Genomic DNA, 26,756 nt, shown 5'->3' on the forward strand with positions numbered 1-26,756 from the left:
GCGACGACATCCATGAAGCCTTCATGACCCTTGCCGCTGCGATCATCTGCTGGCGACGCCTCGTCCGCTGATCTTTCTGTTAGGACCTCTAAGTGGGTGGCTATTGGGAGAGCGCGCCAGCGGGGCTCTCCTCAAGGAGCGGCAGGGTCGGCTCGGGAGACTTAATCCCAAGCACCTCCATGACTCGCTTGGCTGTGACCCGCCCCGGCCCACGCACGGTGGTGATCTTGTCGCGGGTGATGATGTTGCCCTGCCAGATCTCGGCGTTGCGGCGCCAGTCGATCTTCGTGGCGCCATGCTGCGTCCGGGTTCTTTTCGATCTCATAGGCGACATGTTGATGTAGTTCTTGCGGAAGTCGACCACCTGGTTTGCCGGGCCGCCCGACGTGGGCGGCGCCACGATGGAGTTCCATGAGGCCATGTGCTCGGTGAGCGTGGTGAGCATCGCTTGGGTGCGCTCGACGAAAGCGTCCTGGGCCTCGGTAGTACCGATCACCTGTGCACTGCGGGCGGGGATGCTGGCCTCGCTGAGCGCGTAGTCATGGAAGAGGAGTTCCTTGACCATTCCTCGCACCTGGTTGAGGAGGAACACCGCCGGAGAATTCTTCGAGAGGCTCTTCGACGTCTCGTCGATGCGGCCTCGAAGGAACGGTGACTCGTCCACGATCTTCGTGAGGACCCTGTTCAAGGGCTCACGAGTGTTGAAGGCGGCGAGGAGGCTGGCGGCGATCTGCTTCGTCTGGGCGGCGTCCGCGAAGTCCTGGTGGATTCTCGCGAGGTCGGGTTCGACGACGATTGTTCTCAGGACAATGGAGAGTCCACCTGGACGGCTGTTCCTGCTGTCCCTCCTTGCGGTGCTTCGCACGCCCTTCTGAGCGCGCTGCGCGCGGAAGACAGGCTGTAACACCCTGGGGGCAGTCCCGGTGTTGCAGCAGGTTTTGGCCCTGGCGGGCTGCCCGGAAGGGACGGCCCGCCAGGCGAGCGATCACGAGCGATGGTGGTGTGCCATCCTCCGTCCGATACCAGGGCCAAGGCGCATGCTCACCTCCTGCACCCATCAGCAAACTCCCCGGCCTTTTGTCTTGAGCGTTGCACCGTCAGCAAGAAGAGTCGCTAGGTCATCGATTGGGTACTCCTTGCCATCCTCGATCGGACTGGGGACGATCACGACGGCCCTTTGCTAATCGGTTGCGGGCACCATCTGGCTCAGGACTGATGAGGCCGAAAGACTCGAAGTGGCAGAAAGGCCGAAGGACAGGAGCAGGCAGTGACCCAGTGGAACCAGATCGAGGACGTTCTGCGTCGGCACCACGTCACCGACGTCCTCGTCCCCGGTCTGATCGATCGGGACGAGGGCCCCTTCCCCATGTTCCGCCCGCAGCCGCTCGTTGTGCACGTGGTGCTCGGCGACGAGCAGGCGTTGCGGCTCGAATCGGTCGGTCAGAACGACCAGTTGACGGTGCGGGTGGTGGATTCCATATCCCTCGAAGGCGTCGAGTTCTTCGAGCGAGTCGAGGAGGAGACGGACGACGAGATCGCCCAGGCATCCTGGGGGGAACAGCTTTTCGGGGACGGTTGGTCCCAGCTTCGGTGTACTGTCGCCCGTCCGTACACGGATGGCGGGTCCAATGCCGCCGAGGGCGTCATCAAGTGTCTCGCCCTCGAACTCGAGTCCCGCTACTGGCTGTTCTTCGATCCGACCTGGACCTTCGGCATTAAGATCGGAACCGCCGAAGACATGCGGCGTTGGGAGCAGGAGCACTAGGTGAGCTCGTCGGGGCGGGGGTAAGTGCGGTGAAGACGAGGGCGAGGCGATGGCGAGACGCAATTTCACGCCAGAAGCCTGCAAAGGCCGCGCCCTCTCCCGTATCAGCCGACCGTTCGGGAGAACCTCTGGCGAAGGTCAGGTCTCTGCGTCAGTGAACATCCTGATGTCGTCCAAGGCGTTCTCCACCGCGCCGCCGATCTCGGGATCGTCCAGGAGGGCTTGGAGCCGGGGAACTACGAGGTCGTGGTCGATGTAGCGGTGGATGCGCGCCACATGGCCCACGGTGAGCGCCGCCGTGTGCCGCACGTCGGCTGACGGATGAGCGAGCAGTTCCAGCGCCCAATCCTGGACCCATTTCCCGTCGTCCTCATGGAAGGCGGCAGAAATCAGCGCCGTGCAGATGGCCGCGACGTCGCCTGCGGCCACCGCCGAAGGAAGCTGCTCTCGACCGCCCGGTTGTGGCTCCACGTACTTCATTAGTTCTTCGGTCTTCCCTTCTTGTCCAGGCCAAAGGCCCTGCGCAACACGGACTGCTGCTTGTTGTCCAGCTCCTCCCAGGATCGCTGGTGCCCGTGGTATTCGTCGCCCCTGGTCCTGTCGAACACGACGAACTCGCCAGTGCTCTCATCGCGCGCGAGCCGGCGGTCGGTGTTGGGGCCCTGCGCGATGGAGTTGTCGAGGGACTCCTGAGGACGGCTCGGTGCCGCGTTCGACCGGCCTCCCTGGCTGTTGCGGCCCTCTTGGTGCTTTGGGCTTCCGCCCCACCAGCGGCCCGACGACCCGCTGTTGCCCGACGACCCATTGCCGCTCGAGTTGTTCTGCGACGATCCGCCGTTCCCGGAGGACTCCCCCTGGTTGCGCTTGTTGCGGCGGCTCATCAGCGTCATGCCCGGCATGTCGCGATCCACCCCGGGCCCTCGCGAGGTGTTGAGTCTGGGCAGACCTCTGCGGACCTCGTCGAACCGGCCGGTGGAGCCGCGCGCGAGGGCGGGCCGGAACATCCGATGTACGCCCTCGGCGCCTTCGCGCCGGACCCTGAGGATCCGGATTCTGCCGCGGGCCAGCTCGCGCATCGTCAGCAAGCTCACTGCGGGCCCGCCCATCAGCATCGTCGTGAGCACCCGGGCGGAGGTGTAGATTGCGCCGCTGATCACCGCCACCTGGACGCCGGTGGCCAGAGAGGCGGCACCGGTCAGCAGCCGCGGCACGTACTCCACCGCCGATACCGCCTTGCCCATCAACTCCAGCGCCCCACCTGGAGCGCTGTACAGCGCGACCAGTTTGGTCGAGGACTCCCCCTGGTAGTTCTCGCCCACCGCACGCACCGAGGCAGCCACCTGCGCGGCTGTCTCTGCCGACCCGGCCAGCACAGCGTTCCAGGCGTCGCGCTGCCGCAGAATCTCCGGCACCCTGACGTCCGGGCGGGGGAGGCCCATTAATTCCAGGACCATGTCGGCTTCGGGGGGAAACGGCATATCCGGCATGTGGTATCCCTCAGCCTGGATAGGCGAGGTCGGCCGCCTGCGACTGGCCGAACGGGACAGACTCGACCTCGGCGATGTTGGCTCGAACTGTGTTCAGCCCGTCGCCGGTCTCGGTAAGGAAGCGAGAAACGCTCAGCAACGCTTCCACCCCGTAGCTGCCGCACCGGGCGTACTCGTCGTACAGCCCGGAGAACAGCCCGGTGTTGTCCCCCCACGATTGGCAGCCGTATCCGCTCTCCTGGAGCCGCTGCAGGGCGGCGGTGTACTGCTCGCCATGGAGACGCATCAGCCCCGCATAATGCGTGACCTGTGGTCCTGCGATCTCGATCCCCGAATTCATGTCGCGTCACCCTAGCGCAGTGAATTTATCCTAAGGCCATGGAAAGCAGCCATTGCCAGGCGATTGTCCCGTACCGCGCTGAAGTCTCTCTGAAGTTCCGCTGAATCAGCAGAACCGGTGTCTGTTTAGGCGCTCATGTTTACCTCCCGTCCGCCGTCGATAACGTTGGTCGCGAAGCGTGAGGGTGATGGCTGTTTGCGTGGGCCGACCGATTTGCTCGTGGCATCGACACTCCCGCACGGCATGAGCGAGCTATGTCGCCACGCGCGACATTCGCCATTTTTTGTGTGGCAGACTGGGCGATCGTAATTGTGCCGACCACTTGGAGTCACGTGACCCCGATTACCCCTTCGCCACAAGACGACGTCGAGTTGGCGGAGCAGATCCTGCGCCGAGGCCGTGAGGTGACCCGGCGGATTCAGCAGGCCAGAGCGCAGGTTGCGGACGTCACTGGACAGGCGGAGGGCGCAGATGGCATGGTCAAAGCGATCAGCGATGGACGCGGTGTCATCACGGAGCTGAGCTTGAACCCGCGCGCGATGCGACTCGGTCATCTGGCGCTCGGCGAGCAGGTGACCGCTGTGCTCCAGCAAGCCCAGCGGGATGCTGAGCGGCAGACCCAAGAGATCGTTGATGGCGCGCTCGCCGACACCGCTGATCTGCCGAGGCGACTGGACGAGACCTTCATCCGTGAGCGGCTCGAGCAGATCGCCCGTGACTTTCTCTGACTGCGGAGGTGAGTGTGCTCGGACCTCGTAAGATGCCCGCTGACATCAGCGCGGAAGAACACGCCTTCGACGCCGAAGAGGTCGAACGGATCCTCGCGTGGAGCGAGCGGGTGCAGGCCGACATCGAGAATGTCGTCGGAACCGGCGCAGGTGCCTCAGGTCAGATCACCGCGACCGTGGCGGCGGACGGCACGGTGCTGAAGGTCTTCATTGAGGAGCGCGCCATGCGGCTGGACAGCCGGACAGTGGCCGCAGAGGTGCTGTCCGCCGTCCACCAGGCCGGGGCGGACGTGGCTCGCCATATTGAGAAGCTGATCCGGGAGGGCCTGCCGGGCTTCGATCCGTCCCGATTCGCCGCCGGGTTCGAACGCCTGGTGAACCTCGACATATGAGGACTCCTGCGGGAGTACTGTCAACTCGGCAACGGCTCCGTCAGATTTCCTTGCCGCCTGGAGTGAGAGGGACGCGCTCGTGGCGCTAGAGACAATTGAACTAAAGGGATGAGCCCAGCGGGGTCCACGCATAGGCATCAAGGGGTGGCGGCGGCGCTGCCACTCGGCCATGGGCCTGCCGCCCACCAGGCATGCGACTTGGGAGGGATCGGCTCGGCAAAGCCACGCTGAGCCGCATCTTTGTCCCTAGCGCTCGAACGTCTTGCCGAAGCCGGGCTGATCATTGCTCCGAGTCAGTCTTGGTGCCTCGGCGATGCGTTGTCCACTTGCGTCGGACGCGGACGATGCCGGCCGACTAGGCCGGGGATGGTGGTGAACCAGAAGCGTTGCCCCTTCTTGGTCAGGCCGCAGCCGAGGGCGACCTCGCGCCAGGACGCCCGGATGCTGATGGCCGTGATCGGGAAGCCCACGACGAGCCAGAAGGAGTGGTAATGCCAGCGGAGCCAGGCCCGGAGCCCGGCTGTGATGGCGGCCAGGACGCCAAGCTCTCGGGGCGTTCACTTGTCGGGGTCGAGGTCGGTCCTGGCGATGACCGCGCGGAAGGCGCGTCGCACGTTGTGGGAGTCGAGCGGAGTGTCCACGGCCGAGGTGAACACGAGCGCGTGTTCCATCGCTCGCCCGCCTCTTCCTTGTCCGCCTCCTGCTGAGCCCTCTGCGCTTTGAGCGCTTCCAGGCAGCGCTGTGGGAGCGCCAGAGTGCGTCGGGACTTCCGGGTTTTGGTGTCCCCGCCGGTACGGCCGGACTGCCACACGGCCACGTATGGGGGAACGGCGCGGGAAGTGTTCCTGGTGTTCCTCGTGTCCCCGGATCGTCTCTGACCAGGGCAAACACGCCTGATCATGAGGTGCGGCAGAGGGGCACCGGCTCTACGTCTGCCCCTCGTTCGAGACTGAGTGCCTGTATGATCACAAACCGCAACAATCGCCCCATCCGTCACAGAGGCCTACAGAGTTCTGCGAGGACGGTGGGGCTCAGCGGAAGGAAGGGCATGAACATTCGGACCAAGCTCGCGGCCTTGGCCGGCGCTGCGGTGGTTTCCACCGGCCTGGTCGCCAGCGCTACGCCGGCATACGCGGCTGGCCCCTGCGGCAGCAGCTACTACCAGATCGACGTGTACAAGATCAGCAATAGCTCGGGCGGGACGGTCGGCCGCATTCATCTCTACTACTCCAAGTCCACCAAGAAGAACTGCGCCCTCACCTACGCCACGCCCACCAAGCGCGGCTACAAGGAGGTGAAAATCCGTAACTCGGATGGCACGCGATGGAACGACACTGACGCGGGGACCTTCAGCGAGTACGCGGGCCCGGCTTACGTCTCCGCTCCGGGCGACTGCATCGACATCTCAGGAAAGGTCGGCGGCAACGGCGCCACGTACTACGACAGGCATTGTGGCTGAGTCGTTCTAGGCCGCTCGTGAGTTGAGGCCCTCTCAGAGACGCACTGGGAAGGGTGAGACATTTGGCGCTTCGCGCGTCTATCCGCGCTCCGCGCGGCTCTGGAAGGGCGCGCGAAGCGCCATCTTCGTGTGACTTGTGAGTTACGTACTGAGTGACAACGACGGAAGGCGATCAGGGGGCAGGCCGTGAACGTAGGTAAACGTGCTGCCCTCCGCCGCTTCGGTCAGTCAGGCGTGCTTGTCAGGATTCCTGATCATCGCGCCATGCTCCCAGCAGCGACCGACAACACAGAATGCGCCCGAGGTTGCCGTCACGCCAGTCGGTATTAGGCCATTTCAGAGGCATCAAATATCATTTCCGGATCGGCTGGATGAGACTTTTCTCTCCGCTTTTCAAGCCGCCGCCCGTCGGGCGCCGGGCGCGTGGCCTCTCCGGCCGGTTCCGCCCGGCCGGCCTGCCGCACAACGGACGCGGGCAGAACCGCGCGCAGGATATTCATCAGCAAGACGCGGGACGCCCACTTCCGGACAGCGCCGACGAGGTCAAAGCTTGCCTCTGGCGGAGCAATCCGGCACCGAGGTGATCGCAAAACGGCCCTGGACGTAGATGAGTGGCTGAGGGCTGATCACCTAAGGGAACGACGACGTCGAGTGAGTGACCACATGGGTGACTATCGCGGTGGACGCTTTCGGATGTCCGGAGACGGTTGAAGACTTCCTGGCTGGTCAGGCGGGGCTTGTCCGGTGTCGGAGGCATGGGACAAGTGGCTTCGCATCGAGGCAGCGGTAGACGATGGCCGCTGTCGATCAGGTAGGGGAAAGGCAGGCCATGCTCCGGCGGCGCTACTTACGATGGTGGCTGGCTGCGCCGGCGACGTGCCTCCTGAGTTTCCTGTTCTTGTGGCTGCCGGCGTTCGTTGCCGGTGATGCGGGCGTGGCATGTGGCGGCCCGCTGTCGCTCAGCCCGTCCGAGATGAAGTCCGGTCTCGAACGGAAGTGGGAGCGTCTGCGCGAGCCCGTGACGTCCACGTTTGAGCAGGTTTTGGTTTTCAACGCTCTGCCTTCTGTGAGCGCCCTGCTGTCAGGCGCGTTCGCCGCCCGGGCGGGGCGGCGGCTCAGTACGGCGGTGGGGGCGCTGGCTGTTTCGGTCATGCTGGTAGTCGCGCTTGACTGGATGTACCTCGCGCTCGGGTACTACAGGCTGCTCAACTGTGCGGGCTGGGATGGAGAGCTTCCGTGGCTGCTGTGGCATCTTCTCCCAGTGCTTGGCTACAGCAGTGCTGCCGTTTTGCTGGCCGTGGGAGTCGTGGCCCGTTGGAGGTCGCCGCGGAGCGGAGGATCTGGTCCGGTGCGTTATGACGAGGTGATCGGTCCTCTCCGGACGGCATACGACGACGGTGCCCGACAACGTGATGTCATGGGTAAGGCTCCGTGGAAGCTGGCGGAGCGTGAGGCGTTTCTGAAACGTCTAAATGGCCATGGTTGTCGGCGGCTGCTGGAGGTCGGTGCCGGGAGCGGCCAGGACAGTGCGTACTTTCAGGAGAACGGTCTGGAAGTCGTGGCCGTCGATCTGTCGCCCGCCATGGTTGCTCTCTGCCGAGAGAAAGGAATTGAGGCCTATGTCATGGACTTTCTGGGTCTCGATTTCGCGGCCGGTTCGTTCGATGCCGTGTACGCGCTGAACTGCTTGCTGCATGTCCCCAACCGTGACCTCGCGGCGGTTCTGGATGCGATCCATGCGCTGATGCGGCCCGGTGGCCTGTTCTTTCTCGGTGTGTACGGCCTGGCCGACACGACTGAGGAGGGTCCCTTCGAAGGGGATGATCATTACCCGCCCCGGTTCTTCTCCTTCCGTAGCGATGAGCGGCTTCAGGAGTACGCGCGGAAGGCTTTCGAGATCGTGGACTTCCATGTCGTGGAAGCCGGCGGACACAGGTTTCAGTCGCTCACGTTGCAGCGGGCAGTGTGATCAACGGGTTATGGCGTCGTTCTGGACGAGGGCGTGAGAACGGTGTCGAGTTGGGCCTGCTGTTCCTGGGTGAAGGCGCGGCGGGGGAGGAAGCCGGTGAGTTGCCTGTTCACGAAGAACAGCCAGAATTCGGGGTCGTGCACCACCTGGCTGAAGAAGGACCATCGCATGGAGGTGGTGGTCTGCTCCGTACGGGAGTCGATACCGTCGTCTGTCACGTGGATCGTGGTGGGAATGCACAGGTAGCCCAGTTGTCTGCGCGCGGTCCGGCGGATCGACCAGGTCAGGGCGAAGGGGAACACGACCGCCCCGGCCAGCATGCCGATGCCCAGGCCCAGGTTCCCGAGGAGGAGGCAGAGCGCGCCCAGCACCAGCAGGACGGCTATCAGGGTCCGGATCGGGACCTTGAGCTGCCGTCGCAGGCCCAGCTTCAACGCTCGCGCCACTTCGTCGGGCGTGGGCTCATAATCGACGGTGAAATTCAACGTGCCGCCTTGGTGGAGGGGAATGCCGCGGGGGCGAGTGCGTGCTGCGGCCTGGTGGACGGTTGATCGGTCGCGCGGTCGGCGATTAGCATCGCGACTCCGATCTCCCGTCAATTGTCAAAGGGGCGGTCATGTCCGTGACCGGGAATGTTCGCAGGGCCGTGGCGGTGGCGTTAGCCGTCGTCCTGGCCATGACCGTGGCGTCTCAGGCCGGGGCCGGGACGGTTGTCAAGCCCAGACAGCCGAACGTCATCTTCTTTCTCGTCGATGATCTTTCGGCCGAATTGCTCCAGTATATGGACGCCGTGAGCGGGCTGGCCCGCGACGGTACGACGTTCAGCAACTACTACGTCTCCAACTCGCTCTGCTGCCCGTCGCGGGCCTCCATGTTCACCGGCCAGTTCCCGCACAACACGGGGGTCGAGACGAACAAGGGGTCGGACGGAGGCGGCTATCGGGCCTTCGAGAAGCATGAGGGACGGACGTACGCCGCCGCCCTCGACCAGGCCGGCTACCGTACGGGCTACCTCGGGAAATACATCAACGAATACCCGCTGAACGCCGACTACCGCGTGCCCGTCGGCTGGGACGAATGGCATGTGGCGGGCGGGGGCGGATACAGCGAGTTCAAGTACCAGCTCACGCGTTACGTCAAGGAGGAGTCGGCCGGAGAGAAGCCCATCGACCCCTCCGACGGGACCTACTTGGTGGACGAGCTCGGGCAGCGGGCCGTGGACTTCATCGAACGGTCGAGGCGGCACGCGCCGGGGGAGCCGTTCTTTCTCCAGGTCTCGCCGTTCGCGCCGCATTCCAGGATCGACGCGAAGCCGGGGGAGAAGGAGCCGCGTTTCCCGCCCGCGCGCCGGGACCGGCCGAAGGACCAGTTCCCCGCCGGGGAGTTCCCGCACGGTGACTGCGGCGGGCCCGACTGCGCCACGATCGACGTGGCCGCGCTGCCCGCGTTCGACGAGGACACGGCCGACAAACCGGCCTGGGTTCGCCGGGAGCCGCTCGGCCCGCAACTCGTCAAGGAACTGCGTCAGGACTTCCGGGATCGGATCCGCATGGTGCAGTCGGTGGACGACATGGTGGAGCGGGTGCTGGGCACGCTGTCGGACGCGGAGCGGCGCTCCACGTACGTGGTGTTCACCAGCGACAACGGGTTCCACCTGGGGCAGCATCGGCTCCTGCGCGGCAAGTCCACGGCCTACGACCACGACGTACGAGTGCCGCTACTGGTCAAGCGGCCGGCGGCGGGACGGCACGGCGACCTGGTGAGCGAGGCCATCGTGCAGAACGTGGACCTCTTCGCGACCTTCCTCGACCTGGCCGGGGTCCGGAACGCGGGAGACCGCGACGGACGCAGCCTGGTGCCGCTCGTCCAGGGGCGCAAGGTCGGGCAGTGGCGGCAGGCGGCGCTGATCGAGCACGTCAGGCCGGATCCGGCCGCGCCCGGCGAGCCGGACCCCGACGCGGAGGAGATGCAGGCGGGAATGCCCGGCTACGCGGCGGTACGTACCGCTGGCGAGCTGTATGTCGAGTACGAGGGGGTTGAGCAGCCCGAGTACTACGACACCGTGCGGGATCCGCATCAGGAGTCCAACGACCCCGGCAACGCGAGGACGGCGGAGCTGGCCAAGGTGCTCGATCGGTTGCGGGGGTGCGGGCAGCCTGGGGCCGAGGACTGCTGGCGGGCCGCCTCACACCTGCGCTGAGGCCGGTACGGCTACGGGCACGGGAAATGGGTGGGGCTGGGTTTGGCTCAGAGGGGAACGAGGGGTGGGTGTCAGTTGAGCAGGGTTCTGGTTTCGGCCAGCAGGTCGACCTGGGCTCGCCAGTCGTCGCCGCCCGAGATGCCGATGATCGCGTGGGTCGCCCCGGCCTCGCGGTACTCGGCCAGCCGCTCAGCCGCTGCCTCCGGGCGGCCGGTGAGGGGGATGTCGATGACGTCCTGGAGGGGACGGCCGTAGGCGGAGCCGATGCCTGAGGCGAGCGCCTCTCGGGACGGGAGCCCCGGGCCGTCTCCGAGTGCGGAGGTGCCGCCGATGGCGATCAGCGGGGTGGGGCGGCCGTGTTCGGCGGCCAGTTCCGCCAGCCGGGCCCGGCCCTCGGCGACCTCGCGGGGAGAGATGAGTGACGGGAACCAGCCGTCGCCCAGCCGGGCGGCTCTCCGGATGGCCGCGGGTGAGGCGTTCCCCACCCAAACGGGTGGCATCGTGACGGCAGGGGTCAGCTCGACGGGCTCGCCGCGCTCAATGGCAGGGGGCAGCTCGACGGGCTCGCCGCGTTCAACGGCGGGGGTCAGCTCGACGGGCTCGCCGTGCTCTACGGCGGGGGTCAGCTCGACGGGCTCGCCGCTCTCCTCCGGGAGCGTGGCGGCCGAAGCCTGCTCGTACGGCAGCCGCGTCGGCTCGCCCGCCAGCAGCCGGGGCAGCAGTTCCAGGGCCGTGTCCGTACGCCGCCCCCGCTGTGCGTACGTGACCCCGGCCGCCGCCCACTGCCCAGCGCCCCCGCCGGACCCGACCCCGAGCACGAGGCGGTCCCCGGAGACGTACTGGAGGGTCGCGATCTGCTTGGCGGCCCAGGCCAGGGGGCGGATGGCCGGTACGAAGACGCTGGTGCCGATCCGGATGCGGCTCGTGGCCGTGGCGGCGGTGGCCAGGACGATGGGCGCGTCCAGCGTGGGCGCGCCGATGGCCAGGTGGTCTCCGTGCCAGACGCCGTCCAGTCCCACGTCCTCCACGTGCCTGGCGGCCGCCGCGGGCGTGATGCCTTCCCTGCGCTGTACGGCCACCCCGGGCAGGATGACGCCGATCTCGAGATTTCCCACGAGGACCACCCTGCAACCTCAAGTCAGGTTGACGTCAACGGGGAAACCGATGGCGGGGACGGGTGATCGGCGAAACGATGTCGCGCTATGACCGAACCAGTCCATGCCCTCGTCCGTCCGGCCACAGAGCGGGACGCGGCCGTCCTGGCGGAGTTGAACCGCTTCGTCCACGCCCTCCACGTCGAGGCGCGGCCGGACGTCTTCAGGACGGCGGCCTCCGAGACCGGCGAACTTGCCGCGATCTTCGCCTCCTTCCTGGCCGGGGACGACACCCTGGCGTACGTCGCCGAGGTGCGGGGGCGGCCGGCCGGTTACGTCACGGCGGTCGTGCATCGGCGTCCGGGGGACGAGATGACGCGGGCCAGGAGTTTCGTGTCCGTGGAGCACCTCGCCGTGGATCCCGGGGTGGCCCGTGGCGGGGTCGGTACGGCGCTGGTCGAGGCGGTGCGTACGGCCGGACGGGAGGCGGGCTGCACCGCCGTGCTCACCGACGTCTGGGACTTCAACCAGACCGCCCTGGACTTCTTCGAGGGCCTGGGTTTCACGCCCATGCGACACTGGCTGGAGCACCCGCTGTGAGCGGTTTGTCCCGAAGCGTGGGAGTGCTCTTGCAAGCCCGCTCCTAATCGCTTAGGAAGGTTTCCTATCTATATATAGGGAGTTGAGGCGGGTGCGCGCAGTCTTAGCGATCCTCGGGCTCCTCCTGGCCACCGCCTGTGGGCAGGCCCAGCCCGAGTCGCCGGTCAACGCCGAGGACGTGATGTTCGTGCAGATGATGGTGCAGCATCACCGCCAGGGCATCGAGATCGCCAAGGTGGGCACGTCCCGTACCAAGAATCCCGAGGTCAAGACGTTGACCGCGGCCATCGAGAGCACGCAGCAGGACGAGGTCGAGAGGATGCTGCGCTGGCTGCACGCCTGGGGACAGCCGCTGACGCCCGCGACCGGCGCGCACGACCACCACGGCGGCATGCCCGAGACCGACCTCAAGCAGATCCAGTCGCTGCGGAAGTCGAAGAACTTCGACTACGACCTGCTCAATCTGCTGATCGCGCATCAGGACGACGCCGTCCAGATGGCCGCCGCAGAGGTGTCGGGCGGGGCCAACCCCGAGGTCCAGGAGTGGGCGGCCCAGGTGCAGACGTCCCGCCGGGGGCAGATCGACATGATGATGAACCTCGTCAAGCGGTGAGGTGGCCGGTGCCGCTTCACCGCGCCCGCTCCTAGCGGGGTGCTCCCGGCGTCGGCGTCGACGCCCGCGCGTGCCGGGCGCCTCGACGCCGACGCCGACGGCATGCAGGGTGTCTCGACGTGCCGTGCGCCGGGCGTGACGACGTCCTCCGAGCCTGGCAGGCCCTGGACGGGTGTCGCAGAACGCGTCATCACAGCTCTCAAGTAACGAAATCCAAGTTCCTCATAGACGGCAAGGGGAGAAAAGTGATTAGATCACTTGATATGTCCGAGGTAGCGCGGCCCACGCTTTCCGACGCTCTGACCGAGCGCATGCTGGAGCTCATCCGTACGGGAGGGCACCGGCCAGGCGACAGGCTGCCCTCGACCAGGGAGCTCTCCCAGCGCTTCGCCGTCACCACCCCGACGCTGCGCGAGGCGCTACGCAGGCTCGAGGCCACCGGGGCCATCGAGATGCGCCATGGCTCCGGCATCTATGTCGGAGCCGACATCGAGCGGCTGGTCCTGCCCAACCCGAACATGCGCGAGATGCACGCCGCGCAGCTCCTCGACCTGCTCGGCGCGCGGATCGTCATCGAACCCCCGCTGGCGGCCCTGGCCGCCGAGAACGCCGGTCACGAGGAGCTGGCGGCGCTCAAGCGGGTGCTCGACGAGGCGGGCAGGCACCTGCGCGGCGAGGACGCCGAGCTGCACGACGCCAACATGACCTTCCACCGGGCGACGGCCGGGATGGCGGGCAACAGCGTGCTGCACGAGATCGTCGACTCGCTGCTCACCGTCCACGGCCCGGAGCAGCGGGAGATCCTGCAGATCTTCGACGACCGGCGCCGTGACTACGACGAGCACCTGGCGATCCTGGAGGCCATCGAAGCACGTGACGCGGCGCAGGCCGAGGCACGGATGAGGGCCCACCTGGTCGACGTGAAGACGGTTATAGAGCACAGGGTGCAATCCCCCCGATGAGATCCAAGGAGGCCGGCCCATGTTCCGGTCACGTGTGGCCACGCTCGGCGTGGCGGCTCTGGTCCTGACCGCCTGCGGTGGCAACGGCGCCGCGACGCAACAGAAGAAGACCGAGCTGACGCTGTACAACGACAAGGGCGCGTGGACGAAGTACTTCGACGAGATGGGCGCGCTGTCCAAGCAGCGCATCGGCCTGGGCATGAAGCCGACCGGGTACACGGACTCGGCGCAGTACCAGGCGTTCATCAAGGCGTCGTTCCGTACGAACGTCAAGCCCGACCTGTTCACCTGGCAGACCGGGGGGATGCTGGCGGAGATCGTCGAGCAGAAGCAGGTGGCCGACACCACGGCCATCTGGCAGGAGGCGATCAAGGCGGGCGACCTCTCGCAGGACCTCCTGCCGTACTACACGGTCGGCGGCAAGCAGTACTGCGTGCCCATGAACGTCGCCTACTGGGGCATGTTCTACAACAAGAAGATCTTCGACCAGTACGACCTGAAGCCCCCGCAGACGTGGGACGACCTCGTGCAGGTCGCCGAGACCCTCAAGAAGAACGGCATCAAGGCGTTCTACCACACCAGCGTGCTGTTCTCGTTCGTCTGGTTCGAGCAGCTCATGGCCGGCACCGACCCCGACCTGTACGACCGGCTGTCCACCGGCAAGGCGAAGTACACCGACCCCGGTGTGGTCCAGGTGATGGAGAAGTGGAAGCAGCTCATCGACGCCGGCTACTTCATCAACCCGGGCGACAAGACCGACCCCGGTGACGTGCTGAAGAACGGCAAGGCCGCGATGGTGTCGTTCGGCACCTGGTTCAACACCAGCATGACCACGCGGGAGATGAAGGCGGGCACCGACTACGACTTCTTCGTCATCCCCAACGTCAACCCGGCGCTGCCCAAGACCTCGATGATCTTCGAGAGCGGCCCGCTGTGCTCGCTGACCAAGGCGGCCGATCCCGAGGCCGGCATGAAGTACCTCAAGTGGTGGACGTCGTCGGAGGCCCAGGAGAAGTGGGCGACCAGCCGCGGTGACGTGAGCGCCAACCCGAAGGTCGTGATCGACGACAAGGCGCTCGGCGCGGTCACCAAGGACGCGGGCGGCGGCAAGTACCGCCTGGTCAACCGCTACTTCGAGGCAACGCCGCCGCCCGTGCTGAGTGCCGCGCTCGACGGGTTCAGCAAGTTCGTGACGGAGCCGGGCACGTACAAGGAGGTCCTGGAGACCATCCAGAAGGCCGCCGACGAGTACTGGAGCACGCATCAGTGAGTGCTCGAGCCCCGAGGTTCGGCCGGTTCAGGTATGGCTACGTGGCGCCCGCGGCGCTGCTGGTCGCGGTGCTGCTCTACGCGCCGTTCCTGTGGACGGCCTACCTGAGCCTGACCCGCTACGACGGCCTGGAGCCGCCCGCGTGGAGCGGCCTGGCGAACTTCGCCAAACTGTTCGACGACGCCGCGCTGCTCACCTCGACCCGTAACACGCTCATCTGGGTGATCGGCACGATGGTGCTGCCGGTCGGGCTCGGCCTGCTGGTCGCGGTGCTGTCGTACGACATCAGGGGCGGCGCGTGGTTCCGGGTGCCGTTCATGCTGCCGTACGCGCTGAGCGGCGCGGGCCTGGCCATGGTGTGGAGCCCGATCCTGTCCCATGACGGCATCGCGAACCTGCTGCTCGGCGTGGACACCGCGTTCCTTCAGGAGGCCCCGGCCAACACGTTCGCGATGCTGGCCGTCTGGACGTGGCAGCAGCTCGGCGTGAACACGCTGCTGTTCGTCGTGGGGCTCCAGTCGATCCCCAGGGAGCCGGTCGAGGCCGCGCGGATCGACGGGGCCTCGGGGTGGCGGTTGTTCCGGCACGTGATCTGGCCGCTCATGCGTCCGCTGACGGCGGTCGTGGTGGGGCTGGCGCTGGTGGCGAGCCTGAAGACGTTCGACATCGTGTGGGTGCTGACGCAGGGCGGGCCGGGGCGCAACTCGGAGACGCTGGCGGTGACCATGTACAAGGAGACGTTCGTGGCCGGCGACTACGGTTACGGCTCGGCGGTGGCGGTGCTGCTGACCGTCGTGACGGGGCTCGCGTCCTACCTCTACCTGCGCAGGCAGGTGACGGCCACATGATCAGGCGTGCCGTGCTCGTCGTGCTCGGGCTGGTCTGGCTCGGGCCGACGTACCTGCTGCTCGTCAACGCCTCGCGGCCGGCGAGCTCGTACGACCCGGGCAGCGCCTGGGCGCCCTCCGGGGACTTCGCGCTGTTCGAGAACTTCGGCAAGGCCCTGGAGAGCGCGAACCTCACGCAGAGCCTGGCCTCCACCGCGCTCTACAGCATCCTGTCGCCGCTGCTCGGCGTGATCATCGGGGCGCTGGCCGGGTATGTGATCGTGGTGCTGCGGCTGAGGGGCGGGTTCTGGTGGTTCCTGCTGATCTTCGGCGGCACCGTGTTCCCCTCCCAGATGCTGCTCGTGCCGCTCTTCGTCGGCTACAGCGACGCCGGCCTGTACGACAGCCGCCTCGGCATGATCCTCATCTACACGGCCGTCAACGTGCCGCTGGCCGCGTTCGTCCTGCGGAACTTCTACACCGGCGTGGCCTTCTCGATCTTCGAGGCCGCCCGGATGGACGGCGCCTCGACGTGGCGCATCTTCTGGCGCATCTACCTGCCGATCTCGCTCACCGCGCTGACGGCCGTGTTCATCCTCGAGTTCACCTTCATCTGGAACGACCTCGTCTTCGGCCTGACCCTGACCCAGACCGAGGAGGTACGGCCGGTGATGACGGCCATCGCGGGCCTCATGTCCGACGTGTACGCCGGCACCCCGGTGCCCGTCGGCCTGGCCGCCGGGCTCGTGGTCTCGTTGCCGACCGTGCTGTTGTTCCTCGCCACCCAGCGCCTCTTCGCCAGGGGCCTGTCTCTAGGGAGTGTTCAATGACCAGCCGGTTGCTCCAGCGCAGCCTGGGGAGCCCCGACTACGACGGGATCAGGCAGGCGCTGCGCGACGACACCTCGACGCCCGTCATCAGCGTGCGCGGGCTGGAGGTACGGGTCGCGGTGCTGCCGCTGTTCACCCACGACGGCCGCCAGGCGGTCCGGGTCTCCAGCACCGAGCCACTGACGCACGTGCTGGTCGGCGTGGACAGCGCGTCGGGCCGCGACGTGACGCTGCTGGTGCCCGAGGTGGACGCGCCGCGCGTGCTGACCCTGGAGTGCCGCGACGACGCCGGCGTGGTCGGCAGCGCGCAGGTCACGGTGACCCCGCAGCGCAAGTGGAGCGTGTTCGTGGTGCACCACTCGCACCTCGACATCGGCTACACCGACCCGCAGGGCACCGTGCTGCGCCACCACCTCGACTACCTCGACGCGGCGGTGCGGCTGGCCGAGGAGACCGCGTCCTGGCCGGACGACGCCAGGTTCAGGTGGTCGGTCGAGTCGTCGATGCCGGCGCTGAAGTGGCTCGACGCCCGGCCCAAGGAGCTGGTCGACTCGTTCGCCGCGCTGGCCAGGGCGGGCCAGATCGAGGTGACCGCGCTGCCGTTCCAGCTCCACACCGAGGCGTGCTCGACCGAGGAGCTGCACCGGCAGCTCCGCTTCACCGCCCAGCTCGAACGCCGCCACGGGTTCACGACCAGGTCGGCCATGCACACCGACGTGCCGGGGGCGGTCGTGGGCCTGGTGGACGCGCTCAGCGCGGCGGGGGTGCGCTACCTGGCCGCCGCGCACAACTGGGCGGGCCGGTCGGTGCCGTACCTGCACGGCGGCGACAAGCTCACCCGGCCGTTCCGCTGGCGGGCGCCCAGCGGGAACGAGATCATCGTGTGGTTCACCGACACGCCGCACGGCATGGCGTACATGGAGGGCAACACGGTCGGGCTGACCGACTCGTACGAGCTGGCCGACGACCTCCTGCCGCGTTACCTGTCGGCGCTGGCCACGCGGGGTTACCCGTACGGGCCGGGGACGTTCGGCTGGCAGGGGCCGGACGCGCCGAAGGAGCCGTACGAGCTGGACGCGCTGCACCTGCGCGTGCAGGGCGCGCACGCCGACAACGCGGGCCCGTCGATCGTGCCGGCCACGATCGCGCGCCGGTGGAACGAGCAGTGGGCCTACCCGCGCCTGCGCTCGGCGGTCAACAGCGACTTCTTCGAGCACGTCGAGGAGCGCTACCACGACCGGCTGGCCGTGCACGAGGGCGACTGGACCGACTGGTGGGCCGACGGGCTCGGCTCGGGCGCGCGCCCACTCGGCTACGTACGCAGGGCGCAGTCGGCACTGCGGGTGGCGGAGACGCTGCACACCATCGCCGGCGTGGACGCCACCGAGCAGGTGGACGCCGCCTACGACAAGGTCGCCCTGTTCAACGAGCACACCTGGGGCGCGGCCAACCCGTGGGAGGACGCAGAGGAGGGGGGCGACTCCGGCGGCCTGCAGTGGACGCGCAAGTCGTCCGGCGCGTACGCGGCCCAGGACGACGCGTCCGACCTGTTGCAGGCCGGGATCCGCAGGTTCGCCGCGGCGCTGTCGGAGGCGGGCACCGAGGGCGGCGCGCTGGCCTCGTTCGCCGTCTTCAACCCGGGCACCCGCGCCAGGACCGACGTCGTGCGCGCGTTCCTGCCCCGCGACGTGGTGGGCCTGGAGGTGCCGATCGCGCTGGTGGACTCGCGTACCGGGCAGACGCTGCCGCACCACGAGGAGCCGGTGCAGCCGGAGGAGTGGCCGACCCGGCCGATCGGGCGGCACGTGCACGCCGTCGTGCCCGGCGTCCCGGGATACGCCTACGCGCGGGTGGACGTGGTCCCCGGCGAGTCCCCGGCCCCCGAGCCGGTCGAGCTCGACCCGAGCGGGGTGATCGAGAACGAGTTCTACCGCGTCGCGTACGACGTCAGGGAGGGCTACGTCAGCTCGATCTTCGACAAGCGGGCCGGGCGGGAGCTGGTCAACGGCGAGGCCGCGGCGGGCTTCGGCCAGTACGTCTACGACCAGTACGCCACCGCCCCGCACTTCAACCACCTGTCGGGACACGTCGGCGCGCACGACCGCACGCTGCTCGGCGACCGCGCCATCGGCACGCACGCCACGATCCGCGAGGCGAGGCGGACGGCGGTCGGCGAGCGGCTCGTCGTGGAGCTGCGCGGCAAGGGCGTCGACTGGATCCGCGCCACGATCGAGGTGTACCACGGGGTGCCCAGGGTCGACCTGACCTACCGGCTCGCCAAGCAGGGCACCCCGGCCAAGGAGGCGGTCTTCCTGGCCTTCCCGTTCGCCGCGGGCGGAGCCACCGCCTGGGAGCTGACCGGCGGCGTCGGCGGGCCGGACGTGCCCAGGGTGCCAGGCTCGGCCGAGTACATGCTGCCGATCAGGCACTGGATCGCCTTCGAGGACCCCGAGCTGACCATCGCCTGGGCCACGCTGGAGGCCCCGCTGGTGCAGCTCGGCACCATCCACATGCCGTACGCGCCCTTCCCGCCCACCCTCGACCAGGAGGACGGCACGGTCTACTCCTGGGCGCTCAACAACATCTGGGACACCAACTTCCCCGCGCAGCAGCAGGGCGAGACCACGTTCCGCTACGCGGTGACCTCGGAGGCGGGCGTCCAGGGTCGGCGGCTCGGCGCGGCGGTGGCCTCCGGGCTGACCGAGCCGTTCGTCGGGGCGCTGATCACCGACAGCCCCGAGGTGTCGGAGGCGTACGTGTCGGTGGACCATCCCGACGTGCTGGTCACCTCGCTCGGGCGGGACGGCGACGAGCGGGTGGTCAGGCTGCAGTCGCTGGCGGCCGAGCCGGTCGAGGTCGAGGTGGCGATGCCGGGTTACGAGACGATCGAGGTTCGGCTGCCCGCGTGCGGTGTGGCCGTGGTCAGGGGGACGCGTCAGTGAAGATCGTTGACATCAGGGCCACGACGGTCGCGGTCCCGCTGGAGGCACCGCTGCGGCACAGCAACGGCGCGCACTGGGGCCGGTTCGTGCGCACGATCGTCGAGGTCGAGGCCGACAACGGGCTGGTCGGCCTGGGGGAGATGGGAGGCGGGGGTGAGAGCGCCGAGGGGGCCTTCCGCGCCCTGGTGCCGTATCTGAAGGGCCACGACCCCTTCCAGCTCGAAGCGCTGCGCTTCAAGATCGCGAACCCGACGGCCTCGCTCTACAACAACCGTACGCAGCTCCTGGCCGCCATCGAGTTCGCCTGCCTCGACCTGGTCGGCCAGCACCTCGAGGTGCCCGTGCACGACCTGCTCGGCGGGCGGATCCGCGACGCGGTGCCGTTCGCGTCGTACCTGTTCTTCCGGTACGCCGCCGACGGCCACCCCGAGATCCGCACGCCCGAGCAGCTCGTCGAGCACACGGCCCGGCTCAAGGAGGCGCACGGGTTCACCGTCCACAAGCTCAAGGGCGGCGTGTTCCCGCCGGACCACGAGCTGGAGTGCTATCGCGCACTGGCCGAGGCGTTCCCCGGCGACCGGCTCAGGTACGACCCGAACGCCGTGCTGTCGGTGGCCGAGGGCCTGCGGTTCGGCAGGGCCATCGAGGGCCTGAACAACGACTACCTGGAGGACCCGGTCTGGGGGCTCGAAGGGATGCGGACCGTCAGGGAGCAGGTGAGGGTGCCGCTGGCGACCAACACCGTCGTGGTCAACTTCGAGCAGCTCGCCTCGAACGTGCTGCGCAGGAGCGCGGACGTGATCCTGCTGGACACGACGTTCTGGGGCGGGATCAGGCCGTGCGTGAAGGCGGCGGGGGTGTGCGAGACCTTCCAGCTCGGGGTGGCCGTGCACTCGTCGGGGGAGCTGGGCATCCAGCTCGCGACCATGCTGCACCTGGGCGCGGTGCTGCCGAACCTCACCTACTCCGCCGACGCCCACTACCACCAGCTCAGGGACGACGTGATCGAGGGCGGCAGGATGGCGTACTCGGAGGGCGCCATCCCGGTGCCGTCTGGCCCGGGGCTGGGCGTGCGGCTGGACCCGGACCGGGTGACCCGCTACGCCGAGCTGTACAGGGAGCTGGGCGGCTATCCGTACGACCGCGACCCGGGCAGGCCGGGCTGGTACGCCACGGTGCCCAACGAGCGGTTCGCGGACCCGGGGGTGGAAGTGGACCTCGGCATGGAGATCACGCAGTAGATCGCATAATAATGGGCGGATATGTCTGAAGAGTTGAAGCCCGCCGCCCCCGCCGACAACCTCGTCACCACCTCCCACACCCTGCCGTCCGGCCAGTCGTACACCGCCACCACCGGCACCATGGTGCTGCGTGAGGAGGTGATCACCGACGGCACGTTCGAGGGACTGCGGCCCAAGGCCGAGGTGTTCGTCACCGCGTACACGCTCGACGGGGCCGAGCCGCTGAGCAGGCCGGTCACGTTCGCCTTCAACGGCGGGCCCGGGTCGTCCAGCGTGTGGCTGCACCTGGGGGTGCTCGGGCCGCGCCGGGTCGTGATGGGGGACGCGGGGGCGCTGCTGCCGCCCCCGTACGGGCTGGCCGACAACGAAGAGAGCCTGCTCAGGGTGAGCGACCTGGTCTTCATCGACCCGGTCTCCACCGGGTTCTCGCGGGCGGCCGCCGGGGAGAAGGCGGAGGCGTTCCACGGCTTCGCCGGTGACCTGGAGTCCGTCGGCGAGGTGATCAGGCTGTGGACCACCAGGAACGGGCGGTGGATGTCGCCGAAGTTCCTGGCGGGCGAGTCGTACGGCACCGTGCGGGCCGCCGGGCTGGCCGACCACCTCCAGTCGCGGTACGGCCTGTTCCTCAACGGCGTGATGCTGATCTCCTCGGTGCTGGACTTCCAGACCATCCGCTTCACCGAGGGCAACGACCTCGCCTACAGCCTCTTTCTGCCGACTTATGCGGCTATCGCGCACTATCACGGCCTGCACGGTGACCGGCCGCTGGCCGACGTTCTACGCGAGGCGGAGGCGTACGCCGAGCGCGACTACCCCTGGGCGCTGGCCCGCGGCAGCCGGCTCACCGGCGAGGAGCGCTCGGCCGCGGTCAGCGAGATCGCCCGGCTGACCGGGCTCAGCGAGGACTACGTCGACCGGGTGGACCTGCGGATCGAGCACCAGCGCTACTTCACCGAGGTGCTGCGCCCGCAGCGCAAGGTCGTCGGGCGCCTCGACAGCCGCTTCACCGGCTGGGACCCGGACGCCGGGGCCGAACGGTTCTCGGCCGACCCCAGCATGAACGCGATCATGGGCCCCTACAGCGCCGCGCTCAACCACTACCTGCGCACGGAGCTGGGTTACGTCAACGACCTGCCGTACGAGGTGCTCACCTCGCGCGTGCAGCCGTGGTCGTACAAGGAGTTCGAGGGCGCGCACGTCACGGTGGCGGGCAAGCTGGCCGCGGCCATGCGCACGAACCCGCACCTGCGCGTGCACGTGGCCTGCGGCTACCACGACGGCGCGACCCCGTACTACGCGGCCGAGCACGCCTTCGCCCACCTGCCCCTGCCCGCCGAGCTGACCGGCAACATCGAGTTCAGGTACTACGAGGCCGGCCACATGATGTACGTCCACGAGCCCAGCAGGCTGGCGCAGTCAGCGGACCTGGCGGCTTTCGTGCTCGGTGAGCAGGTGTGAGGCCCGGCTCAGGCGCTGCCTGAGATTGGCCCGCAGGGCGGCGAAGCGCTCCGGGTTGTCGCGGACGACCGCCCGCTGCAACTCGGCGTCGGCCGCGTACCAGGCGGCGACCAGGCCCGACGACCACTTGCAGGCGGTGTCGGCGGTCGCGGTCTGCTTCTCCTCCTCGCTCACGGGCGGTTTGTCGAGGTCCCAGCGGCCGTCGGCGATGGCCGCCTCAGGAGCCGGGTAGGAAAATCCGGCCTGGGTCATGCACGACTGCCAGCGCTTGACCGCCGTGGTCACCGACGGGTGCTTGGCGGCCTGTTCCAGCGTGAGCGAGTCCTGCAAGGCCAGCCACGGCCAGTCGGCCTTGCGTGCCCCCTTGTCCAGGGTGAGCGTCGCGCGGTCCAGGCAGCCCCGGTCGGCCGCGGTGCCGTACAGCCGGTGCCGGGCCCGGATGGGCAGCTTGCCGGCCCACGCGCCGGTCGTGTCGGGAGAGGGCGGTCTGGCCAGGTGGTATCCGTGGCTCCCGGCCGCCTCGACGTCGGCGACGCCGTAGCGGCGGGAGTTGCCGGGGTCCACGGCGGAGATGGTGTCCGGGTCCTCGGCGGGTGGCTTGATGGTGATGCCCTGGCGGCGCATGCAGTGAACGACGAGTTGGTTGTGGGCGTTGCCCAGGACGGCCCGCTGCTCGGGAGTGGTCTTGTAGGCGTCGAACGGCAGCACGAGCTGCGACACCGAAGTGACGCCCCGTACGGGCGCCGGCGGCGCGGGCTCTTCTGCGCCGCAGGCCGCGGTCGTCACCAGCAGCAGGGCGCTGGCGAGCACTCCGCGGCAGCCGGTTTCCGGCGGCCAAGCCCGGAAACCGGCACTCCCTGTATTGCTTAGCGGCACCAGATGTCGAGCGCGCTGGCGCGGTTGTTGCCGATGGCGTTGTTCGCCAGGAAACCGTCGTTCGAGTTGTGCGTGAACGTGCTGTGGGCACCGGTGTAACCGGGGTGCTGCCAGAGCGTGGCGGCGCAGCCGATGCGGTTGCGGATCGAGCTGGTCTCGTTGTTCATGCTGTGCCAGGAATTGCTGAAGTCCCAGTTCAGCCAGTTGTTGTCGGCGAAGTTCGAGTCGTCCGCGGTGAAGTCCCGCCAGTGGTCGATCTGGCCGCGGTTGTAGTCGAAGCCGGCGTACAGGCAGACCCGACCGCCGTAGCAGGTCGAGCGGGGGCTCGCCGCCGCGGCGGCGGCGGGGGCGGCCACGGCGAACAGCGCGACGGCCGCGACGAAGCCGGCGGCCTTCTTGGATAGCCTCACAGGTCTCTCCTCGATCGGTGAGTCGTTTCGACCTCGGTAACTTAGCGTGCCGTTTCGCGTGCGAGGCGTCATGACTCGCAGCGCGAAAGGGCTACGCGCCCGGATGGGGTCGCGTGCCCCGGCCCGCTCGAAACCCACTCGTACCAGGGCTGTGAACGGAGAGTTCGTCGCATTGACGCAACTCTTGCCAGCTCGGGTGAGTGACCGGAGGAACCCGTGGCCTTCGCTCGACCTACTCGGGAGGCATTGTTTGGGGGCGCCCATTTCGGGAGCCCGCAATTGAGGACGGCGTCATTCGGGAAGCGCCGCGGGGTTCTGCGCCAGCAGGCCGCCGTCCACGCGGTGCTCGGCTCCCGTGATGAACGACGACCGCGGCCCCGCCAGGAACGCCACCAGCTCCGCCACCTCCTCAGGACGCCCCACGCGGCCCAGCGGGTGGGCCCGGCCCCACTGCGCCACCTGCTCCTCCTGCGACAGCTCGCCCCGCCACAGGTCCGCCGCCCACCGCAGCATGGGGGTGTCGACCGAGCCGGGGCAGACCGCGTTCACCCTGATGCCGTCGGGCGCGTGGTCGAGCGCCATGGCCCTGGTCAGGCCGTTGAGCGCGGCCTTGCTCGCGGTGTAGGCCGCCACCCGCGCCTGAGAGGAGAACGCCTGCACCGACGACATGACCACGATCGAGCCGCCGCCGCGGGCGCGCAGCGCGGGGACGGCGGCCCCGCAGGTGAGGTAGACGCCCTTGAGGTTGATGTCGAGCACCTCGTCCCAGACCTCCTCCGGGGTGTCCTCGACGGTGCCGTAGCGCTGCACGCCCGCGCAGGTCACCACGACGTCGAGGCCGCCGTACCGGGAGACGGCCAGGTCCACCAGGCCGCGTACGTCCTCGGCCCGGCGCACGTCGGCGATCCTGCCGGTCACGTGCGCGCTGTCGAGTTCGGCGTCCTTGTCGACCCCGCAGAACACCACGGACGCGCCGCCGTCGGCCAGCCGGTCGACCACCGCCCGCCCGATCCCCATCGAACCCCCCGTGACCAGCGCCACCTTGCCGTCGAACTCACGCTCGTTCACGCCAGCACCTCCGCGCGCAACCTCAGCACCTTCGTTTCGTGCGGGTCCAGGACGAGGGCCGTGCCGTTGGCCACGGCGGCGGCCAGGCCGTCGGTCGGCATGCTGGAGAACGGCTCCAGCCCGACCGTGTACACCCGCCCCCACCACGGGTGACCGGTGGACGCCCCGAGCTCCTGCCACATCCACAGGTACGGCAGCAGCCTCGCATCCCACTCCACCCGCATACCGATATCCCCGGAGATCTCATACCAACCCTCGTCGAAGCCGGTCAGATAGACGATGTCGCTCGGCGCCCCCCGCTCGGGCACCACGCTCAGGTCCGTCTCGCCTCCGCCGTCGGCCGGGACCACGGGCCACTGCCACGGCCCGCCCGCCCGCACCCTGCGCCCCGCCTCCGGGTTGATCGCGCTCTCGTGCGGGATCACGGTGACGCCCTCCGGCAGCCTGATCCGGGCGCCGGGGCGCAGGAACGGCAGGCCGTACACGATGTGCTGACCCCACATCGCGTGCAGCGGCAGGCCCGACTCGTTCGTGGCCCACCCCTCGATCTCCAGCGCCGCCGTGCCCGAGCGCAGCCGGAAGACCTTCTCCACCCGGTACGGCAGCCGCCGCGTCCGCACGCTCAGCCGTACCGCGACCTCCTCGGGGGAGTCGGCCACTACCGCGCACTCCCACGGCAGCCCGGACACCTCGCCGTGCTGCGCCAGCCGCGCGCCCCGGTACTCGCTGGGCGCGCCGCCGTTGGGGAAGACCTCCTGCCAGCCGCCCTCGTAGTGGTCGGTGAACCGGGCGACGTCGTCGGACGCACCCTGGAGGTGGTCGCGCGGGTCGCGCAGGCCCTGGGGAGAGAGCCAGACGAGGTCGGTGTCGGTGGGCTTGTGCAGGAACTCCACCACGTCACCGCCCTTGCCCGGAAGGACCGTCACGCGCAGCCGCTCGTTCTCCAGCGTGACCGCCCGCAGCCCGTCGATCGTGCCGAGCCGCAGGCGGGCCGCCCAGTTGCGTCTCACCCGAACGTCACATCCAGGAACCGGGGCCGGTAGATGGAGACGTCGCGGTAGTGGTCGGTGTTGACGAAGCTGTTGACGTTGTACGACACCACGAGCCCGCCACCCGCGATGTCGGGATGGGCGTGGGCGTTGTAGGTGAAGACGTCCCCGCGGGTCTCGGGGGTCGTGTAGACGTGCTGCTTGCCGGTGAACGGCCCGGCGGGCGAGCAGGCGGAGTAGGCCACGATGTTCGGGCTCAGCGCCTCGGTGGTGTCGTGCGTGATCAGCACGTATCCGGAGCCGACCCGGCTGACGCTGTACTCGTTCGCGACGCCGCCCATCACCCGGGCCGAGTCGGCCTCGTTCGCCGACCAGGTGCCGTCGGCCCTGCGGTACTCCCACCTGCCGAGCAGGCTCTCCCCCTTGACCCGGGCGAGGTGCATGTACTTGGTCGAGCCGAGGTCCTCGACGCCGTAGACGTAGGTGTGGCCGCCGTCCTTCAGCACCGCGGAGGCCCAGGCCACGCCGCTCCCCGAGGGCAGGTCGTGCACGCTGATGGGCCGCTCCAGCCGCCCGGGGGCGAACCGGGCCACCACGTTGCGGTGCCAGCGCCAGTCCCAGGCGCCGGTGCCGTAGCGCTCGTACTCCTGGTAGGTGACCTCCACGATCCCGCCGGCCAGCGTCGCGTCGCCGGCCCAGTACCAGTGCTTGCCGTCGCGCGGGGGCATCACGGCCGTGGGCTTGGCCTCGGTGCCGTCGTGGATGGTGGACAGCCGGCCGTCGCGTTCGACGGCGAAGGAGTTGTTGAGGAAGACCGTCGTGCCGCCCTCCTCGACCACGGGCGGCCGGGTGCCGTCGGGGTTGACCCGGCCGAGGAAGGTGTCGGAGAACACCCACAGCTCGCGTCCGTTCGGGAGCTTGAGCGAGTAGGTGCCGTCGGCGCCCGTCCAGTCGTCGAGGCGGCTGTTGTCGTTGCCGTAGGTGGTGAACAGGTTGGTCAGGCGGGCGTTGGTGGTGGCGCCTTTGACGGTGGGGGCACAGGCGGGGGCGGCCGTGACCGCGGCCTGCTGCCGCTCCTGCGCCGACGGCACCGGTTTGGGCGGGGCGGCCCAGGCCGGCTGCGGTACGGCCGTGAAGCCGAGCAACGCGATGGCGAGGGGTGCCAGGGCTGAGCGGAATCGCGTCATCACTTTTTCCTTGGGGGAGGGGGTTCCCTACAGTTCTAGTCATTAGATC

26 protein-coding genes are annotated in these 26,756 nt (G+C 68.3%); 15 read left to right on the plus strand and 11 right to left on the minus strand.

The window, feature by feature from the left end; all coding sequences use genetic code 11:
* Nucleotides 1-100: 100 nt before the first annotated feature.
* Nucleotides 101-865: a DNA sulfur modification protein DndB gene (locus ABD844_RS36625; RefSeq protein ID WP_344888427.1), complete on the minus strand. Its 765-nt coding sequence runs from the start codon at nucleotides 863-865 to the stop codon at nucleotides 101-103.
* Between the two features lie 402 nt (nucleotides 866-1,267).
* Here ABD844_RS36625 and ABD844_RS36630 point away from each other — a divergent pair, with 402 nt between their 5' ends.
* Nucleotides 1,268-1,765 (plus strand): hypothetical protein, encoded by a 498-nt coding sequence (locus ABD844_RS36630; RefSeq protein ID WP_344888430.1) that lies wholly within the window; start codon nucleotides 1,268-1,270, stop codon nucleotides 1,763-1,765.
* A gap of 138 nt (nucleotides 1,766-1,903) precedes the next feature.
* On the opposite strand, the gene ABD844_RS36635 is transcribed toward ABD844_RS36630, so the two are convergent.
* Genes ABD844_RS36635 through ABD844_RS36645 form a run of 3 tightly spaced genes read right to left on the minus strand, consistent with a single transcriptional unit; the run spans nucleotide 1,904 to nucleotide 3,592 of the window.
* Complete coding sequence (locus ABD844_RS36635) at nucleotides 1,904-2,194, minus strand: hypothetical protein (RefSeq protein ID WP_344888434.1); 291 nt, start codon at nucleotides 2,192-2,194, stop codon at nucleotides 1,904-1,906.
* 50 nt (nucleotides 2,195-2,244) lie between these two features.
* Nucleotides 2,245-3,252: a hypothetical protein gene (locus ABD844_RS36640; RefSeq protein ID WP_344888437.1), complete on the minus strand. Its 1,008-nt coding sequence runs from the start codon at nucleotides 3,250-3,252 to the stop codon at nucleotides 2,245-2,247.
* A 10-nt stretch (nucleotides 3,253-3,262) separates the two neighbouring features.
* Nucleotides 3,263-3,592, minus strand: a complete 330-nt coding sequence (locus ABD844_RS36645; protein WP_344888440.1) for a hypothetical protein — start codon at nucleotides 3,590-3,592, stop codon at nucleotides 3,263-3,265.
* A 332-nt stretch (nucleotides 3,593-3,924) separates the two neighbouring features.
* Between ABD844_RS36645 and ABD844_RS36650 the strand changes: the two genes are divergently transcribed.
* The 4 genes from ABD844_RS36650 to ABD844_RS36665 all read left to right on the plus strand — a co-directional run bounded on the left by ABD844_RS36650 (nucleotide 3,925) and on the right by ABD844_RS36665 (nucleotide 8,140).
* Nucleotides 3,925-4,320, plus strand: a complete 396-nt coding sequence (locus ABD844_RS36650) for a YbaB/EbfC family nucleoid-associated protein (protein WP_344888443.1) — start codon at nucleotides 3,925-3,927, stop codon at nucleotides 4,318-4,320.
* A 32-nt stretch (nucleotides 4,321-4,352) separates the two neighbouring features.
* Nucleotides 4,353-4,712 (plus strand): YbaB/EbfC family nucleoid-associated protein, encoded by a 360-nt coding sequence (locus ABD844_RS36655; RefSeq protein WP_344888446.1) that lies wholly within the window; start codon nucleotides 4,353-4,355, stop codon nucleotides 4,710-4,712.
* Between the two features lie 1,048 nt (nucleotides 4,713-5,760).
* Complete coding sequence (locus ABD844_RS36660) at nucleotides 5,761-6,171, plus strand: hypothetical protein (RefSeq protein WP_344888449.1); 411 nt, start codon at nucleotides 5,761-5,763, stop codon at nucleotides 6,169-6,171.
* Between the two features lie 793 nt (nucleotides 6,172-6,964).
* Nucleotides 6,965-8,140: a class I SAM-dependent methyltransferase gene (locus ABD844_RS36665; RefSeq protein WP_344888452.1), complete on the plus strand. Its 1,176-nt coding sequence runs from the start codon at nucleotides 6,965-6,967 to the stop codon at nucleotides 8,138-8,140.
* Nucleotides 8,141-8,148: 8 nt separating this feature from the next.
* On the opposite strand, the gene ABD844_RS36670 is transcribed toward ABD844_RS36665, so the two are convergent.
* Nucleotides 8,149-8,625 carry a YcxB family protein gene (locus ABD844_RS36670; protein ID WP_344888455.1) on the minus strand — a complete coding sequence of 159 codons (477 nt, stop codon included), beginning with the start codon at nucleotides 8,623-8,625 and terminating at the stop codon, nucleotides 8,149-8,151.
* 131 nt (nucleotides 8,626-8,756) lie between these two features.
* Here ABD844_RS36670 and ABD844_RS36675 point away from each other — a divergent pair, with 131 nt between their 5' ends.
* Entirely contained in the window at nucleotides 8,757-10,340 is a 1,584-nt protein-coding gene (locus ABD844_RS36675; RefSeq protein WP_344888458.1) for a sulfatase family protein, read from the plus strand.
* Between the two features lie 71 nt (nucleotides 10,341-10,411).
* On the opposite strand, the gene ABD844_RS36680 is transcribed toward ABD844_RS36675, so the two are convergent.
* Nucleotides 10,412-11,455 (minus strand): LLM class flavin-dependent oxidoreductase, encoded by a 1,044-nt coding sequence (locus ABD844_RS36680; RefSeq protein WP_344888461.1) that lies wholly within the window; start codon nucleotides 11,453-11,455, stop codon nucleotides 10,412-10,414.
* An 87-nt stretch (nucleotides 11,456-11,542) separates the two neighbouring features.
* Between ABD844_RS36680 and ABD844_RS36685 the strand changes: the two genes are divergently transcribed.
* The 9 genes from ABD844_RS36685 to ABD844_RS36725 all read left to right on the plus strand — a co-directional run bounded on the left by ABD844_RS36685 (nucleotide 11,543) and on the right by ABD844_RS36725 (nucleotide 22,177).
* Entirely contained in the window at nucleotides 11,543-12,034 is a 492-nt protein-coding gene (locus ABD844_RS36685; protein WP_344888464.1) for a GNAT family N-acetyltransferase, read from the plus strand.
* Between the two features lie 91 nt (nucleotides 12,035-12,125).
* Entirely contained in the window at nucleotides 12,126-12,647 is a 522-nt protein-coding gene (locus ABD844_RS36690) for a DUF305 domain-containing protein (protein WP_344888467.1), read from the plus strand.
* A 263-nt stretch (nucleotides 12,648-12,910) separates the two neighbouring features.
* Nucleotides 12,911-13,609: a FadR/GntR family transcriptional regulator gene (locus ABD844_RS36695; protein WP_344888470.1), complete on the plus strand. Its 699-nt coding sequence runs from the start codon at nucleotides 12,911-12,913 to the stop codon at nucleotides 13,607-13,609.
* Nucleotides 13,610-13,628: 19 nt separating this feature from the next.
* Entirely contained in the window at nucleotides 13,629-14,879 is a 1,251-nt protein-coding gene (locus ABD844_RS36700) for an ABC transporter substrate-binding protein (protein WP_344888473.1), read from the plus strand.
* Complete coding sequence (locus tag ABD844_RS36705) at nucleotides 14,876-15,727, plus strand: carbohydrate ABC transporter permease (protein ID WP_344888476.1); 852 nt, start codon at nucleotides 14,876-14,878, stop codon at nucleotides 15,725-15,727. The genes ABD844_RS36700 and ABD844_RS36705 overlap by 4 nt, the downstream gene beginning before the upstream one ends.
* Complete coding sequence (locus ABD844_RS36710) at nucleotides 15,724-16,536, plus strand: carbohydrate ABC transporter permease (protein ID WP_344888479.1); 813 nt, start codon at nucleotides 15,724-15,726, stop codon at nucleotides 16,534-16,536. Before ABD844_RS36705 ends, ABD844_RS36710 begins: the two co-directional genes overlap by 4 nt.
* A complete protein-coding gene (locus ABD844_RS36715; protein ID WP_344888482.1) occupies nucleotides 16,533-19,478 on the plus strand; it encodes a glycoside hydrolase family 38 N-terminal domain-containing protein in 2,946 nt (981 codons plus the stop codon). The genes ABD844_RS36710 and ABD844_RS36715 overlap by 4 nt, the downstream gene beginning before the upstream one ends.
* Entirely contained in the window at nucleotides 19,475-20,719 is a 1,245-nt protein-coding gene (locus tag ABD844_RS36720) for an enolase C-terminal domain-like protein (RefSeq protein ID WP_344888485.1), read from the plus strand. The genes ABD844_RS36715 and ABD844_RS36720 overlap by 4 nt, the downstream gene beginning before the upstream one ends.
* Before the next feature lie 21 nt (nucleotides 20,720-20,740).
* Complete coding sequence (locus tag ABD844_RS36725; RefSeq protein ID WP_344888488.1) at nucleotides 20,741-22,177, plus strand: S10 family peptidase; 1,437 nt, start codon at nucleotides 20,741-20,743, stop codon at nucleotides 22,175-22,177.
* On the opposite strand, the gene ABD844_RS36730 is transcribed toward ABD844_RS36725, so the two are convergent.
* From ABD844_RS36730 to ABD844_RS36750, 5 genes are all read right to left on the minus strand, one after another.
* Nucleotides 22,136-22,987, minus strand: a complete 852-nt coding sequence (locus ABD844_RS36730; protein WP_344888491.1) for a hypothetical protein — start codon at nucleotides 22,985-22,987, stop codon at nucleotides 22,136-22,138. The genes ABD844_RS36725 and ABD844_RS36730 overlap by 42 nt on opposite strands.
* A 56-nt stretch (nucleotides 22,988-23,043) precedes the next feature.
* Nucleotides 23,044-23,463: a peptidase inhibitor family I36 protein gene (locus ABD844_RS36735; RefSeq protein WP_344888494.1), complete on the minus strand. Its 420-nt coding sequence runs from the start codon at nucleotides 23,461-23,463 to the stop codon at nucleotides 23,044-23,046.
* A gap of 291 nt (nucleotides 23,464-23,754) precedes the next feature.
* Nucleotides 23,755-24,531 carry an SDR family NAD(P)-dependent oxidoreductase gene (locus ABD844_RS36740; protein ID WP_344888497.1) on the minus strand — a complete coding sequence of 259 codons (777 nt, stop codon included), beginning with the start codon at nucleotides 24,529-24,531 and terminating at the stop codon, nucleotides 23,755-23,757.
* A complete protein-coding gene (locus tag ABD844_RS36745) occupies nucleotides 24,528-25,541 on the minus strand; it encodes a DUF4432 family protein (RefSeq protein WP_344888500.1) in 1,014 nt (337 codons plus the stop codon). The genes ABD844_RS36740 and ABD844_RS36745 overlap by 4 nt, the downstream gene beginning before the upstream one ends.
* Nucleotides 25,538-26,707 (minus strand): glycoside hydrolase family 183 protein, encoded by a 1,170-nt coding sequence (locus ABD844_RS36750; protein ID WP_344888504.1) that lies wholly within the window; start codon nucleotides 26,705-26,707, stop codon nucleotides 25,538-25,540. The genes ABD844_RS36745 and ABD844_RS36750 overlap by 4 nt, the downstream gene beginning before the upstream one ends.
* Nucleotides 26,708-26,756 lie beyond the last annotated feature (49 nt).

It is taken from the genome of Nonomuraea antimicrobica (genome assembly GCF_039536965.1).
Taxonomy (GTDB): domain Bacteria; phylum Actinomycetota; class Actinomycetes; order Streptosporangiales; family Streptosporangiaceae; genus Nonomuraea; species Nonomuraea antimicrobica.

What these genes read in the sequence shown, in the direction of transcription:
- ABD844_RS36750 (WP_344888504.1), bottom strand. Translation starts at nt 26,707, where the DNA reads ATGACGCGATTCCGCTCAGCCCTGGCACCCCTCGCCATCGCGTTGCTC.
- ABD844_RS36685 (WP_344888464.1), top strand. Translation starts at nt 11,543, where the DNA reads ATGACCGAACCAGTCCATGCCCTCGTCCGTCCGGCCACAGAGCGGGAC.
- ABD844_RS36700 (WP_344888473.1), top strand. Translation starts at nt 13,629, where the DNA reads ATGTTCCGGTCACGTGTGGCCACGCTCGGCGTGGCGGCTCTGGTCCTG.
- ABD844_RS36660 (WP_344888449.1), top strand. Translation starts at nt 5,761, where the DNA reads ATGAACATTCGGACCAAGCTCGCGGCCTTGGCCGGCGCTGCGGTGGTT.
- ABD844_RS36675 (WP_344888458.1), top strand. Translation starts at nt 8,757, where the DNA reads ATGTCCGTGACCGGGAATGTTCGCAGGGCCGTGGCGGTGGCGTTAGCC.
- ABD844_RS36655 (WP_344888446.1), top strand. Translation starts at nt 4,353, where the DNA reads ATGCCCGCTGACATCAGCGCGGAAGAACACGCCTTCGACGCCGAAGAG.
- ABD844_RS36725 (WP_344888488.1), top strand. Translation starts at nt 20,741, where the DNA reads ATGTCTGAAGAGTTGAAGCCCGCCGCCCCCGCCGACAACCTCGTCACC.
- ABD844_RS36715 (WP_344888482.1), top strand. Translation starts at nt 16,533, where the DNA reads ATGACCAGCCGGTTGCTCCAGCGCAGCCTGGGGAGCCCCGACTACGAC.
- ABD844_RS36695 (WP_344888470.1), top strand. Translation starts at nt 12,911, where the DNA reads ATGTCCGAGGTAGCGCGGCCCACGCTTTCCGACGCTCTGACCGAGCGC.
- ABD844_RS36710 (WP_344888479.1), top strand. Translation starts at nt 15,724, where the DNA reads ATGATCAGGCGTGCCGTGCTCGTCGTGCTCGGGCTGGTCTGGCTCGGG.
- ABD844_RS36665 (WP_344888452.1), top strand. Translation starts at nt 6,965, where the DNA reads ATGGCCGCTGTCGATCAGGTAGGGGAAAGGCAGGCCATGCTCCGGCGG.
- ABD844_RS36645 (WP_344888440.1), bottom strand. Translation starts at nt 3,592, where the DNA reads ATGAATTCGGGGATCGAGATCGCAGGACCACAGGTCACGCATTATGCG.
- ABD844_RS36640 (WP_344888437.1), bottom strand. Translation starts at nt 3,252, where the DNA reads ATGCCGGATATGCCGTTTCCCCCCGAAGCCGACATGGTCCTGGAATTA.